Here is a 13,974-nt window from a genome sequence, read left to right as displayed (position 1 = left end):
TCTATGCCATACGGCTGTCGGCTCCGCCTGAAACTGCCCACGTGGTTCCGGCTGAATCGGGACCACCTCCCGAAGCATCGGGAGGTGCTGAGCGTGGAGGACTGGGCGGAGATCCGGCGGCTGCGGCGGTCGGAGGGCATGGCGATCCTGGCCATCGCACGGCGGTTGAGGATGTCTCGCAACACGGTGAAGAAGGCCTTGGCCAGTGATGAGCCGCCGCGGTATCGGCGGGCGGTGAAGGGGTCGATCGTGGATGTGGTCGAGCCGCAGATTCGGGCGTTGTTGGCGGAGTTCCCGGAGATGCCCTCGACGGTGATCATGGAGCGGGTCGGGTGGACCCGGGGCAAGACGGTGTTTTGTGATCGGGTGCAGCAGTTGCGGCCGTTGTTCCGGCGTCCGGATCCGGCCCAGCGGACGGAGTATCTGCCCGGTGAGCTGGTGCAGTGTGATCTGTGGTTCCCGGCGGTGGACGTGCCGTTGGGGTTCGGGCAGGTCGGCCGGCCGCCGGTGCTGGTGATGGTGGCCGGGTATTCGCGGTGGCTGTCGGCGGTGATGATCCCGACCAGGCAGTCGGCGGACCTGCTGGTCGGGCACTGGACGTTGATCTCCGGCTGGGGGCGGGTGCCGAAGGCGTTGGTGTGGGACAACGAGTCCGCGGTCGGGCAGTGGCGGGCCGGCAGGCCGCAGCTGACGGAGGCGATGAACGCCTTCCGCGGCACTCTCGGCATCAAGGTGATCCAGTGCCGGCCCGCGGACCCGGAATCGAAGGGTCTGGTGGAGCGGGCCAACGGCTATCTGGAGACGTCGTTCCTGCCCGGACGCCGTTTCGCCTCACCTCAGGACTTCAACGCCCAGCTCACCGACTGGCTGGTGCGGGCGAACCACCGCCAACACTGGATGCGGGGCTGCCGCCCGCTGGACCGGTGGGACGCCGACCGGGCCGCGATGCTGTCGCTGCCGCCGGTCGCGCCGGTGGTTGGCTGGCGGCAGACCACCCGCCTGCCTCGGGATCATTACGTCCGGTTGGACAGCAACGACTACTCGGTGCACCCGGCGGCGGTGGGCCGACGAGTCACCAGGCCGTGGTGACCTGCTCGGCGGCGCGGGCGGTCTCAGCTCCTGCGCCATCGATGGCCGTTGGGTTGCTCAGCATTGTGCCTCTGGCTTGAACCGTGCGCTGGCCGAGGCGTTGAGTGATGCGCGTTAAGCGCTGAACGAGCAAGCAGAACGACGGCGAGCGGACGCACAGAACCTCACCGGCTTGGAATGAACCGCCCCGGGTTTTGTGGAGACCTCAGCTGTTGGCTCCAACCGCCTCGCGGGGCTGGGGTTGTGCGTAGAACATCGATTCGTATTCGGTTGGTGGGACGTGGTCGCTTGCGGAGTGCAGGCGCTGGTTGTTGTACCAGTCGACCCACTCGGCGGTGGCCAGTTCGACCTGGGAGAGGCTGCGCCACGGGCCTCGGGGTGTGATCAGTTCGGTCTTGTAGTGGCCGATGGTGGACTCCATCAGGGCGTTGTCCAGGGCGTCGCCGACGTTGCCGATCGAGGCGTCGATACCGACGTCGAGCAGGTGGGTGGTGAACCGGAACGACGTGTACTGGCTGCCCGCATCGCTGTGGTGCACCAGACCCGACCCGACCGGCTGGCCGGCGCGGTCACGGCGCCACAACCTCATGTCCACCGCGGCCAGGACCAGCGGGGTCCGCTTGTTCGTCGCCGCGGACCACCCCACGATCGCCTTGGAGTAGACGTCCACGACGAACGCGACGTAGACAACGCCGGACCAGGCGGCGACGTGGGTGAAGTCAGCAACCCAGCACCGGTTCGGCCGGGCGGCGGTGAAGTCCCGTTTGAGCAGATCGGCGGCGCGTTCATGCCCGGGTCGGCGACCGTGGTGCGGATCTTCCTATCTCGCACGACACCGGTCAGGCCGGCATCACGCATCAACCGCTCGACCGTGCACCGGGCCGTCGGATGCCCTCGGCGGCGCAGCTCATGCCAGATCTTGCGGGGTCCGTAGACGCCGTAGTTTGCCGAGTGAATCTGGCCGATGACGTCCGTCAACCGGGCATCACGCACCTGCCGCTTCGACGGCGGACGTTTCTTGGCCGCCCAGTATCCGCTCGGGGTGATCTGCAGCCCGTGCTGACGCAGCACACGGCAGATCGGCTCGACTCCACCGAAACGGTCCCGATACTCGTCGACGAAACTCACGAGCGTGTCGTAGGCCGGTCGAGCTCGGCCGCGAAGAAAGCCGACGCGGCCTTCAAGATCTCATTCGCCCGCCGCAACTCGGCGTTCTCCCGCCGCAGCCGCCGCAGCTCCACCGACTCCTCCCACGTCACCCCCGACCGCCGGCCGTCGTCGACCTGCGCCTGCCGGACCCACTTGCGCAATGTCTCGGCCATGCCTCCCGAGCCGGGCCGCCACCGCCGTGATCGCCGCCCAGTCCGACTCGTAGTTCGGCCGCACCTCCGCGACCATCCGCACCGCCCGCTCCCGCAACTCCTGCAGATACGGCTTCGTCCCTGCCATCACTCGATCCTTCCCAAGCGGAGTCTCTACAAGATCCGGGGCGGTTCATCGGTCGCCTGCCCGCCGATCACCACCTGCCTTCGACCGAGCGTGCGGGACGGACGCGGCATGGCCGATTCGGGGACGAGTAGCCACCTACTGTGCACGGTGGTCGCGGCGGTGGTCTGCGCGGTGGTGGCCGGCTGCCGAAGGCACTCGGACGGTTGGGCTGACGCGGGCGCCTGGGTGTCCGGGGCGACCTGGGGTGGGCGGCAGCGCTGGCCTGCTCTGCACCGCCCCGACGGATTGGAGTTGTGCTCCTCGGTTGAGGCTCGACTGTCGTGCACTCGGCAGGGAGATGAGGGGAGGGTGGGGCCGGAGAGTCCGGCCCCACCCTGTCGTGGTCATTCCACGTCGTTGCCCCTGGTGGGGGTCAGGCGCAGGTGAAGAAGTTCCAGCTGATCCACTGCCGAGGGCTGTAGCGGTAGAGCTGTGCCCCTCCGCATGCAGGTCCGGTGCCGTCGACCATGTTGGTGTAGACGTTCCAGGCCCAGAGGTCCGGCGATCCCTGGTCGGTACCGGACTTGCCCTGCTCCCAGGCCGTGGGTTCCACGGTGTAGGTGCTGTGGGTGGCTCCGTCGGCGTACCGGAACTCGGTCCAGTTCGCCGCGCATCCCCCGGAGTAACGGAGGGAGCCGTATCCGACCAGGCGGGAGCCGTCGTACACCGCCGTCTCGCCCGATCTCCACTGCCAGCCTGAGGTATTGCAGACCGTTCCCGAGTAGTTGGCGTATGGGTTACGCCCGCTCCACACCGACATGGCCTGCGCCGAGGTGGGTGCGACGACGACCGCGGTCACGACGGCCATCAGCGCGGTGAGCGCCGCCAGCACCGTCCGGCGCGCAGCGCGGCTGTTGGTGTCATCGGGCGACGGGGGCGGGGCCGTGATCGTGGGGATGTTCATGTGTGTCCTCCGTTCGTGGGGTTGCTCGGATGCCTTTCGGCCCGTTGACCGTCGCAGCAGCTCAGGGCTGAGGGACAGGGATGGGCGATTGTCCGTACGAGGCCGTACAGCCCCGTGACAGCCACTTCGGCATCGACTAGCGTCGAGGCGTGGGTCGGTTGGCTGGCCGGGGGTGGGTGTGAGCCGTGAAGACGACGAGCGTGCCGGGTTGTCCGGCATACGCGACCGGGAGGACTTCGCCCGTGAGCTGACCGTGTTGCGGGAGCGGTCAGGGCAGACCGTGCGTCAGGTCGCCGCTCGGGTAGGGGTTCCCTGGACCACCATCGGGGGGTGGTTCTCCGGTCAGGGCCTGCCCTCGTTGGCCCTTCGGGATGTGCTGGTCGACGTGCTGCGGGCCTGTGGAGTCGTGGACCCGGAACAGCTGCAGGCGTGGCTACGGACCTGGGAGCGCATTCGGCAGGCGCCCGGCCGACGCTCCAGCCTCGTCGTTCCCTACCGTGGTCTGGCGGCCTTCGACGTCGAGGAGGCTGACTGGTTCTTCGGCCGTGGACGCTTGACGCGCGACCTGCTGCAACGGGTACGTGAGGTCGATGCGTGCGGTGGCGGCGCCCTGGTCGTCGTGGGTGCCTCGGGTGCGGGGAAGTCGTCCCTGCTGCGGGCTGGTCTGCTGGCTGAGGTGCGGAAAGGGAACGAGGAGCGGCCAGCGGTGGTGATGACCCCGGGGAGCCGACCGGTGCAGGAGTTGTCACGACACCTGACGGCTGGCGGCGGTTCCCCATCCCCTGGACCGCCGGGCCTCCTGCTGATCGTGGACCAGTTCGAGGAGATCTTTACCGCTTGCGCCGAGGAGCGGGAACGTGTCGAGTTCCTCCTGAACCTGGCTGAGCTCACCCAGCGGCATGGCCACACCGTGGTGATCGGGCTGCGCGCCGACTTCTACGCTGCGGCACTCCGCCACCCGTACCTGTTGGATGCTCTGCGTGACAATCAGTTCATGGTCGGCGCGATGACCGATGAGGAACTGCGGGAGACCATCGTTCGACCGGCGGAGCGGGCCGGGCTCGCCGTCGACGACGGCCTTGTCGACCTGATCCTGCGCGACGTTGCCCCTGCCCATGGCCCGGACAGGTCCGAGACCGATCCCAGTGTCCTGCCCTTGCTGTCTCACGCACTGTACGCGACCTGGCAGCAGGGACGGCGACGTCGGCTGCGTACTGCCGACTACCGTGCGGCCGGCGAGATCTCCGGTGCCATTGCGAGCAGCGCGGACACCATCTACGACGGCTTGGATCCGGTCCAGCGCGTGGCGGCGAGGCGCGTTTTCCTGCAGCTCGTCCATGTCGCGCCGGGTGTCGTGGATGTCCGTCGCCGGGTCGCGCCCGCCGAACTGGTCGACCACCTGGACCCGGTTGAGGCCCAGGCCGTCCGGGAGGTCGTCGACCGGTTCGTCGCCCAGCGCCTGGTCAGCGTCGACGCGACCACCGTGCAGATCAGTCACGAGGCCCTGCTGACGTCGTGGCCGAAGCTCAGGGAATGGGTGGACGCGGACCGCGCCGCCCTTATCGTCGGACGGCGTCTCGACACCGCCGTCGCGCAGTGGCGTGCTGCCGGCCAGGATGAGGACCACCTCTACCGGGGTGGCCAGCTCGCCTCGGCGGTGGAGTGGTTGCGTGAGCATCAGCGGCAGGCTGCTCCGACGACCACCGCCTTCGTCGCCGCGAGCCTGCGCCACGAGCGTCGCCGGGCGCGTCGCCTGTACCTCGCGGTCACAGTCCTCACGGTCCTTCTGATGGCAGCCGTCTCCGGGGGTGCCCTGGCCCTCGTCGAACGCAACCGGTCCGAGCATCTTCGCGGCGCGGCGGTGGTGCAGCGGGACCAGGCGCTATCCCGTCTGGTCGCCAGCCGTGCCGACCAGCTACGCGACAAGGACCTGTCGCTGGCCGCGCAACTGGCGGTCGCCGCGTTCCGGATCTGGCCGACACCCGAGGCCAGAGCCAGCATGATCGGCGCCACCGGCAACACCCTTCCCGTACGTCTGAGCAGTACGGGCGATCGGCAGATGCAGGCGGTGAGCTGGCACCCAGACGGGACGGTCCTGACCGCAGCCTCCGGTCCCGGCCTGCGCAGCTGGAACCTGAGTCGACAGCCACGCCCCGAGCGGCTCGCCCCATTCGACGACCAGGCCGCCCCCTGGCGATCTGTCACCTACAGCCCCAACGGCCGCTACCTCGCTGCAGCCACCGAGGATGGAGTGGTCCGCCTCTGGGACAGCACCGACCCCCGTCGCCCGGTGCCGATCGCGGTGCCCGAGGGGACATTTGACCGGGCATCAACCATGCTGGCCGTCAACGCCGACGGATCCGTGCTGGCCACCGCCAGCGGTGACGGCCTCCTCTCCCGATGGGACCTCCGCGATCCCCAACGACCCAGAAAGATCGGGACCACACTTCGATCCGGCGTCACGCCTGTCTCCGCATTGGCCCTCACCCCCGATGCTCAGACAGTGATAGCCGGAGGGGAGACAGGCGCCGTCGAGGTGTGGCACCTTGGCGCGCCACGCCGAACACCCATCCCTGCACTGGCCACCGGTGCGAAGGGCCAGGTGCACCACCTCGCCGTCAGCCCCGACGGCACGAGAATGGCCGTGGCGAGCCGTGACTACCAGGTGCACCTGTGGAACCTGTCCGACCCGACGCGCCCCAAAAAGCTGGGACCGCCCCTGTCCGGAGCAGACAGTTGGGTGAACGCCGTCCAGTTCAGCCCCGACGGAACGCTTCTCGCCGCCGGAAGCTCCGACACCGCCGTGGGCCTCAGACTGTGGGACGTGACCAGCCGGAAAATGGTGGGCAGCCATCCCCACCCGGCTCCCGTCACCGGCGTCGCCTTCGCACCCGATGGTCGGACCGTCGCCACGGCCACCAACGACGGTGCCGCCCGGATCTGGCCCGTCAACGGCCCGACCATGACCGCGCCCGGCGTCGTCAGCTCCGCCACCTTCAGTCCCAACGGGCGCATCCTCGCGGTGGGCAGCACCGAGACCCAGCTATGGAATGTCACCGACCGCGCCGCTCCCGTTCCCTACGGACCCCCCCTCCCCAGCCCGGACGCCTTCGCCGGCACCTTCGCCTTCAGCTCAGACAGCCGCACGATGGCCGTCAGCCACGGCGGGAGCGGCACCTACCAGCTCTGGAACGTCTCAGATCCCGCCCGGCCGACCCCATACGGCGACCCGGTCGACGCCCACGACGCTCAGATCGAGTCCGTCGCCTTCCACCCGGACAGCACGCTACTCGCCAGCGGAAGCGACGACGGGACGATCCGGCTCTGGGACACCTCACAGCCCGCCAACCCCGTCCCCATCGCGACATTGAAAGGTTTCGCCGGATACGTCACCTGGGTCACTTTCAGCCCCGACGGTCGCACGCTCGCCGCCAGCAGCGCCGACCACACCATCCGGATCTGGGATGTCAGCGTGCCGAGAACCCCGCGGCCCCGCGGGGAAACCGTCCAGGTATCGAACCACTACGTGTACAGCGTGGCCTTCAGCCCTAACGGACAAATCCTGGCCACCAGCAGCGCCGACAGCACCGTCCGCCTGTGGCGGGTGGCAGGCGACGGGCCAGCACGTCCCACGGGAGAGCCGATCACCGGACCGACCAACTACGTCTACCTGCTCTCGTTCTCCCCGGACGGGAAAACCCTCGCCGCCGCCGGCACCGACTCCAGCGTATGGCTGTGGGATCTCACCGACCTAAGCAGACCCGAACGCATCGCCACGATCACCACCCCCACCGGCGCGGTCTACTCGGTGGACTTCCACCCGGACGGCCAAACTCTCGCAGCCGGAGGAATCACCCAACAGACCTGGATCTACAACACCGATCCCGACGCCGCCGCACAGCGAATCTGCAACACGACCGGTGACCTGGTGAGCCAAGACGAGTGGAACCGTCTCGTCGGCGACCACCCGTACCAGAACCCCTGCGCCTGACCTGCACTCCGGCAGGAGTCCGGCACCGAGCCGACGGCCGCGACTGTCGGCGGCCGGTTGATGATCCCCAAAGGCGGCTACCCCGATCGCCTCCCGCAGCCGAGCCATGCCCGCCGCCACCGCCCCGGCGGCGTAGCGTCGGCGTCGACGGGTCACTTGGGCACCAGTTGCAGTTCATCTCGAATGGCGATCATGGATGTCTGGTTGCTGTTGCCCCTCGGACACCGATTTGAAGCACCTGTGCTGTATCCGACGTACTGGTGCTGGAACACTCTCGAACACCCTCTGTCTGATGGGCAGGGGGTGTCGTCGTGGCTGACGGCCAACTCGCCTCCGTGATCCCGCCGGTGGCCCTGCCCGGCCAGCGGGCCGGTACCCGATCTTCCGGTGGTCGTGCGTTGCAGCGACCGCCGTTGCCGCTGTCGGTCGTCCCGCCGGAGCGGGTGGGTCGTCTCGTGTACGGGATGGCCGCCGTCGACGCCAGCGGCCGGATCGGCGACCGGATGATGAACGGCGTTCTCGGCTGGTCGGCGGGTACACGTCTGCAGGCCGCCGAGGGTGGCGGGATGATCGTGGTACGAGCCGCCCGGTGCGGTTCCTTCGCGGTGACCGCCGGTGGGCATCTGCATCTGCCCGCTGCCCTGCGGCACTGGTGCGGTCTGCGCTCGGGTGACCGGGTGCTGTTGGCGGCTGATCCGGTCGACGGGCTGCTGGTGGTCCACCCTCCGGTCGTGTTGGACACGGTGCTCGCCGAGGTACATGCTGCCGTGCTCGGTGGTGACCGGCGGTGAGTGGTGCGGGGAAGGCTGAGCGGGACGCTGCGCGGTTGTTGTTGGCGCGGCTGGGGATCTCGGCGGCGGAGCTGGTGCAGCCGGCGTCGGAGGGGCCGCCGGTGCCGACGTTCGCGGAGTACGTGCCGGTGGTGGCTGCTGCGGTGTCGACGGGCACCCGCCGGGCGTACGGGTCGTACTGGAATCGGGTGGTGGAGCAGTGGGGTGATCGGCGGCTCGATGAGCCGTCGCCGTCGGATATCGAGCGGTTGGCCGAGGAGGTCAAGGCGCGGGTGGTGGTGCGGCGTAACGGTCGTGGTGGGCGCAGCGCGGCGGAGCATCTGATCGCGGCGCTACGGTGTCTGTACCGGCGGGCGGTCGCGGACGGGTTGATCGCGCAGGAGGCGAATCCGGCGTTGCGGGTGGCAAAGCCGCGTCGGTTGCCCAGTACGCGTCGGGCGTTGGCTGATGCCCGGTTGGCGGAGATCAGCCAGGTGGCGGCGTCGTCGGGGGACGATCCCGCGTTGGACAGTCTGCTGCTGCGGTTGCACGTCGAGACGGCCTGCCGTCGAGGCGGGGCCCTCGCGCTGCGCCCCGTCGACCTGGACCGGGAGCAGTGTCTGGTGCTGTTGCGGGAGAAGGGTGAGACGGTGCGGTGGCAGCCGGTGTCACCGACGCTGATGCGGTACCTGTTGCGGCACGCGGAGCAGCGGCACGCCACGGAGGAGGGGCCGTTGCTGCGGTATCGCAGCGGTCAGCCGATCACGTATCGGCGGTACGACCATCTGTGGGTGCGGATCGGTGAGCATCTGCCGTGGGTGCGGGCGCAGCAGATCAGTACACACTGGTTGCGGCACACCACGCTGACCTGGGTGGAACGCAACTTCGGGTACGCGATCGCGCGGGCTTACGCCGGGCATTCGGGCACCGGTGGCGACGCCGGTACGACGTCGACGTACGTTCGGGCGACGGTTCATGAGGTGGCGGCGGCATTGGCGGCCTTGACCAGTGAACCGCATCCGCTGGCCTGACGTTCGGTAAGGGAGTGGGGCCTGCGCGGGTGCTTGTGGTCCCACTCCCTTGCCCGGCCGGCTACGGGCCGGCAGCGTTACCGGATCTTGGTGATTGCGGCGGAGGTGCGGGCGGGTCGTGGTGCGGCGAAGTCGGCCTGCTGGGTGAACTCATTCCGTTGCGGTCTTCCTGGGGCCTTAACGACCATCAAGGGGTACGGGCTGGGAGGGCGTGGCAGTCCCTCCAGGGGGTGATGAGCGACTGGGAGTGGAAGAACGCGCGGCCCGGCTACCTGTACGCGTTGCGATCCCTCCAGGGGTCATGAGCGACCGGGCGATGGACCACGGTCACACCTGGGGTCCGACGGTGTTGCGATCCCTCCAGGGGTGATGAGCGACAGCCGACCGCCCCTCGCATGCACAACGGGCAGATGGGTTGCGATCCCTCCAGGGGTGATGAGCGACTTCGTACCTGGCCGTGGGGGTCGACGCGGACACCCGTTGCGATCCCTCCAGGGGTGATGAGCGACCTGGACGTGGGCCGTCGCCGCCGGACACAAGCCGGTGTTGCGATCCCTCCAGGGGTGATGAGCGACCGGAATGCCGCCGGCCCCACCCTGCCCCGCCCTTGAAGTTGCGATCCCTCCAGGGGTGATGAGCGACATGCTGTCGCGGATCTCGAATCCGGCGAGCCGGATGTTGCGATCCCTCCAGGGGTGATGAGCGACCGCGTGTTCAGCACCCACAACATGGCCGGGTTCTTTCGTTGCGATCCCTCTAGGGGTGATGAGCGACCCGAGTCTTAAGTTGCAGCTCAGGGCGCTTTCTGGTGCTCGTGTTGGGCCTATTTTTGCAGCGGTCCGGCGGTTGTGCATCTGTGCTGGTCAGAGCGTCGGATTCACGTGTGGCCGGAGGAGCCTGGTGTTCGGGAGTGCAGGCGGGCGGTGTCGAGTTTGGCCAGGAAGGTCGGCCGGCGTCGGTGCTCGACGCGCAGTTGGTCGAGGTAGGCGGTGAATGGGGCGGTGTCGCCGGTTGCGATGTGGGCGTCGCGGAGGTTGCCCAGCAGGGTGATCGCCCTGTCGTAGCGGCGTTTGTCGTACGAGTCGAGTAGTTGGGTGTCGATGGCTTCCCGGTAGGGTGCCTGGACGTCGGCGGGGTGGGTGCGTTGCCGGCTCTGGAGGAGTTCGGTGCGTTGTCGGGCCGATAGGTCTTGGAGGTGGGGTAGGCCGGTGTGCCAGGCCTCGTCGTGGTGGCCGGTGAGGGTGAGGGCGTCGATCAGGTGGGGCAGGTACCGGGGGTCCTGTCGGGCGCGTTCGCGTAGTGCCGTCAGGGCGCGGCCGGTGGTGTGGGGGGTGTCCTGGTGGGTGTCGGTCGCGGTGACGAGCAGTTTCCGGAGGTTGTCGACCGTTGGTTGGGTGTGGAACGCCGTCCACAGTTCGGCCATTGCGGTGTCCGGGTCGCCGGTGTCGATGAGGAGCCGTACCAGCTGGTCGCGTAGGTCTGCCGTCTGGAAGCCGGATGGGTGGTGGGTGAGGCCGCGGCGTGCCCAGTCGATGGCCTCGGCCGGCCGGTCGGCGTCGGCCAGGACGCGTGCGATCAGGGTGTACCGGGCGGCGCTGACGAGGTGTTCGGCCAGGACGTTGACGTACCGGTCGACGTCGCCGGACACCTCGGCCAACTGCTCGCGCAGGTACCGTACCGCCCACTGCTGGCCGTCGGAGCCTCCGGCGGCGGCGCGTTGGTCGACCAGCCGGCTGACTTCGGCGATTCCGGCCGGCCCGAGTGCCGGTGTCCAGTCGGGTAGCCGTACGTCCGGCCAGCCGGGGCCGTCGAAGGCCAGCTTCACCAGCCACGCCGCCAGGCTCTTCGGTCGTGGCGGCGCGTCCCGGCAGGCCCGGGCGTAAAGATCCATGAGGTACGCGAGGTCGTTGCCCAGCACCCCGGAGGAACTGTCGAGGTACATCAGGGCGGTGGTCATCCGGTCGACCGCCTTACGGAGCACCGGCACTGCGACGGCGGACTGCCCCACGTGGATCAGCTGTTCGCAGTGGCCGGCGAGGTCCTGGGCGGCGCGCGAGTAGGCACGCCCGCCCGAGTAGGGGTCACGGCGGCGGTCCCACCGCAGGCGGTCCACCAGCACGGTCAGCTCGTCACGGTCGTCCAGGCCCACGGGTACATCACAGCAGATCACCTGCCGTGGATCGGGGGCGGGCACGGGCGGTGCGGTAGGGAAACCGCGCCAGAGCGCGTACACAGACGGGGACCGGAGACGCTCCTCCGCTGGACCAGATCCTTCGCGAGTGGCCCGGTATGTGCTTCGGCTTCCTGCCGCCGATTCAGGTGCTCGTCATCGACGTCGGGCAAGCCCGTTGGTGCCGACGGATGGTCGCTCTCGGAGCACCAAGGGTGACCTGGATTCGGTACTCTGACCTGCACAGATGCACAACCGGCGGACCGCTGCAGAATCTGCCCGAACCGGGGTGGAGAAAGGCGCTCTGACCTGCGACTTAAGGTTCGGGTCGCTCATCACCCCTGGAGGGATCGCAACGACGACGTCCGGCACGGGACGGTGCGCCATGGCTGAGTCGCTCATCACCCCTGGAGGGATCGCAACCTCTACGCGGCCGCCACCGCGCTGGAGACCCACGTCGCTCATCACCCCTGGAGGGATCGCAACGCTTCTCCCACAAGTGGTTCTGGGGCGGGCCGGGCTGTCGCTCATCACCCCTGGAGGGATCGCAACTGTTGCCGACGCTCGTGCCGCCGCAGGACCCGCACGTCGCTCATCACCCCTGGAGGGATCGCAACGTCAACTCTTCCGGCGTGCCGTTGCTGCGGGTGTAGGTCGCTCATCGCCCCTGGAGGGATCGCAACGCGGTCGGGATCTCGTAGTCCTGGACCCGCCCGTACTGCCAGCCCATCAGACTCATCGTCGTTCTGCCCGACGGCAGCCTCGACACCCACACCCCGACCATGCTGGACAGATCCGGCTCACTCATGCCACATCAACCAGCCCGAGGACCAGACCATGACTCTGCCCGCCCGCGCTGCGGCGCTTCGAGGCGACGACTACCAGCACATCATCGGCTGGTACTGGGCGTGCCAAGCCCTCGTTGACCCCGACATCATCTCGGTCAGCATCGAAGACACCGCCGGAGGGGCTTTCGACGACATTGTCGTGCTGCGACACACCGGCCGCAACAGCTACGAGCAAATCAAGAGTTCCAACAGCGACGAGACGGTGGTCGACAACGACTGGCTGACCACCCCAGCGACAGCCGCCGGCAAAAGCCCGCTGCAGCATTTCCACACAACCTGGGTTGCCCACCGCCACGAGGCTCCGAAGCCGGAGTTCCGCCTAGTGACCAACCGTAGCTTCGACCCCGACGACCCAATCCTCAAGCTGCGCGATAAATTGACCCACACCGTCTCCCGGCTCCTCGGAACCAAGGGGCGTCGCACCGAAGCCGGCAAGGCCCGCCGCGCTTGGGCCAAGCACCTCGGTATCAGCAACGACGAACTGCTGGACTTCCTTGTCGATTTTCAACTCCACCATGAAGGCGGCGAAACATCCTGGGCTCGGCAGGCCCGCGACGCCATGCGGGGGGCCGGGCTGCGCACCGACGATGACGCCGTCATCCGAGGTCGGGACATCGTCCGTGACTGGGTCAAGACCGGTGCTGGACCCCAGACCCCTGAGGCCATCCGCCGTCAGGTCGCTGACGCTAACCTGCTCGCACGCCAGGGAACCCTTATCTTCGCCGTCCACGCCATCGACCGCCCTGCCCACAATCTGCAACCCGCAGTCACCGTCGACTTCGTCGACCTCTATGACGGCGAGACAGACCGTGAACGGCGCCAGCTTCGAGACCCCGCTGACTGGCAAGAAGTCGTCACCCCGTCCCTCGCGCGGGCTGTACACGACCTGGAAGCGTTCGGCGTCCGGCGCGTACACATCATCGGCGCCATGCGGCTGCCCTTGTGGTTCGCCATCGGGGCACGTCTGCCCGATACTCGAGGATGGGTCGTTTCGCTCGACCAGCGAAACGTCGAGTGGCGCAGCGACGCACCCCCCGCAGATGTCGAGGCGTCCGTGCGCAGCCGCGTCGTTCTCGGCCAAGGACCGGACCTCGCCGTCGCTCTTGCGCTCACCCACGACCCGACCGACGACGTTACGAACTATCTCCGCGACGTTGCCGCTCCCATCCATGAACTGATCGTGCTCAGCACAGCCATCGTCCCTGGGCAAACCTCGGTACCCGACGCCGCCTATGCCGTCGGCTGGTCCCATGCTGCCCGCGCGGTCATCCGAAGTGCGGTTGCCCAGACCCGAGCTCCGCGACTCCATATGTTCTTCGCCGCTCCCGCCGGCGCGGTCCTGATGCTCGGCCACCACTGGAACCTCATGCCACCCACCGTTGTGCACGAGCACCTCGTCACCAACTACGCCCCCACCATCACCATCACCTGACAGGCCCCTTATAAAACGCCATGGCATCGTCGTTGATAGAGGCATGCACCTACTGGCTGGCGTTGCTCAGCGTGGCGTCGCCGCGGGCGGAGACGAGGCGTCGGGCGTCGACGGCACCACCCGACAACCGTCGTCCACGCCGCCGCAGACTCGAACTACCAGCGGCGGAGGGGCGTACCCAAGTTACCCGAGTTCGGTACTCTGACCTGTGTCAACGGCCAATCGGATTTCCCCGTAGGTGGCCAGTAGTT

6 protein-coding genes, 2 pseudogenes and 2 CRISPR repeat arrays are annotated in these 13,974 nt (G+C 68.2%); of the genes and pseudogenes, 5 read left to right on the top strand and 3 right to left on the bottom strand.

All coding sequences use genetic code 11. From position 1 onward, the window contains the following. Positions 1-84 precede the first annotated feature (84 nt). Positions 85-1,074, top strand: a pseudogene (gene istA / locus ACN28G_RS14765) (IS21 family transposase); the annotation flags it as partial. Positions 1,075-1,294: 220 nt separating this feature from the next. Here istA and ACN28G_RS14760 read toward each other — a convergent pair. After that, a pseudogene (locus ACN28G_RS14760) lies at positions 1,295-2,538 on the bottom strand (IS3 family transposase). Between the two features lie 412 nt (positions 2,539-2,950). Beyond that, the gene (locus ACN28G_RS14755) at positions 2,951-3,481 is read right to left on the bottom strand and encodes a DUF2690 domain-containing protein (RefSeq protein WP_421479408.1); all 531 of its coding nucleotides are present in this window, start codon (positions 3,479-3,481) and stop codon (positions 2,951-2,953) included. Positions 3,482-3,659: 178 nt separating this feature from the next. Here ACN28G_RS14755 and ACN28G_RS14750 point away from each other — a divergent pair, with 178 nt between their 5' ends. The 3 genes from ACN28G_RS14750 to ACN28G_RS14740 all read left to right on the top strand — a co-directional run bounded on the left by ACN28G_RS14750 (position 3,660) and on the right by ACN28G_RS14740 (position 9,273). After that, positions 3,660-7,472 (top strand): eIF2A-related protein, encoded by a 3,813-nt coding sequence (locus ACN28G_RS14750; RefSeq protein ID WP_421479407.1) that lies wholly within the window; start codon positions 3,660-3,662, stop codon positions 7,470-7,472. Positions 7,473-7,783: 311 nt separating this feature from the next. Next, the gene (locus ACN28G_RS14745; protein ID WP_421479406.1) at positions 7,784-8,263 is read left to right on the top strand and encodes a hypothetical protein; all 480 of its coding nucleotides are present in this window, start codon (positions 7,784-7,786) and stop codon (positions 8,261-8,263) included. Continuing rightward, on the top strand, positions 8,260-9,273 hold the full coding sequence (locus tag ACN28G_RS14740) for a tyrosine-type recombinase/integrase (RefSeq protein ID WP_421479405.1): 1,014 nt from the start codon (positions 8,260-8,262) through the stop codon (positions 9,271-9,273). Before ACN28G_RS14745 ends, ACN28G_RS14740 begins: the two co-directional genes overlap by 4 nt. A 280-nt stretch (positions 9,274-9,553) precedes the next feature. Further along, a CRISPR array of direct repeats spans positions 9,554-10,047; the repeat unit is 30 nt; unit sequence GTTGCGATCCCTCCAGGGGTGATGAGCGAC. A 103-nt stretch (positions 10,048-10,150) separates the two neighbouring features. Here the strand turns inward: ACN28G_RS14740 and ACN28G_RS14735 are convergent. Beyond that, on the bottom strand, positions 10,151-11,422 hold the full coding sequence (locus ACN28G_RS14735; protein ID WP_421479404.1) for a tetratricopeptide repeat protein: 1,272 nt from the start codon (positions 11,420-11,422) through the stop codon (positions 10,151-10,153). Between the two features lie 348 nt (positions 11,423-11,770). Then, a CRISPR array of direct repeats spans positions 11,771-12,126; the repeat unit is 30 nt; unit sequence GTCGCTCATCACCCCTGGAGGGATCGCAAC. A 154-nt stretch (positions 12,127-12,280) separates the two neighbouring features. Here ACN28G_RS14735 and ACN28G_RS14730 point away from each other — a divergent pair. After that, on the top strand, positions 12,281-13,723 hold the full coding sequence (locus ACN28G_RS14730; protein ID WP_421479403.1) for an SAVED domain-containing protein: 1,443 nt from the start codon (positions 12,281-12,283) through the stop codon (positions 13,721-13,723). The last annotated feature ends 251 nt before the right edge of the window (positions 13,724-13,974 follow it).

This window comes from Micromonospora sp. WMMA1923 (genome assembly GCF_049179195.1).
Taxonomy (GTDB): domain Bacteria; phylum Actinomycetota; class Actinomycetes; order Mycobacteriales; family Micromonosporaceae; genus Micromonospora; species Micromonospora yangpuensis.
The sequence above is the reverse complement of the archived record's forward strand: the minus strand, read 5'-3'. Positions and strand labels throughout refer to the sequence as shown.

Excerpts from the sequence above, each read along its gene's own strand:
- ACN28G_RS14730 (WP_421479403.1), top strand. The coding sequence starts at position 12,281 with ATGACTCTGCCCGCCCGCGCTGCGGCGCTTCGAGGCGACGACTACCAG.
- ACN28G_RS14755 (WP_421479408.1), bottom strand. The coding sequence starts at position 3,481 with ATGAACATCCCCACGATCACGGCCCCGCCCCCGTCGCCCGATGACACC.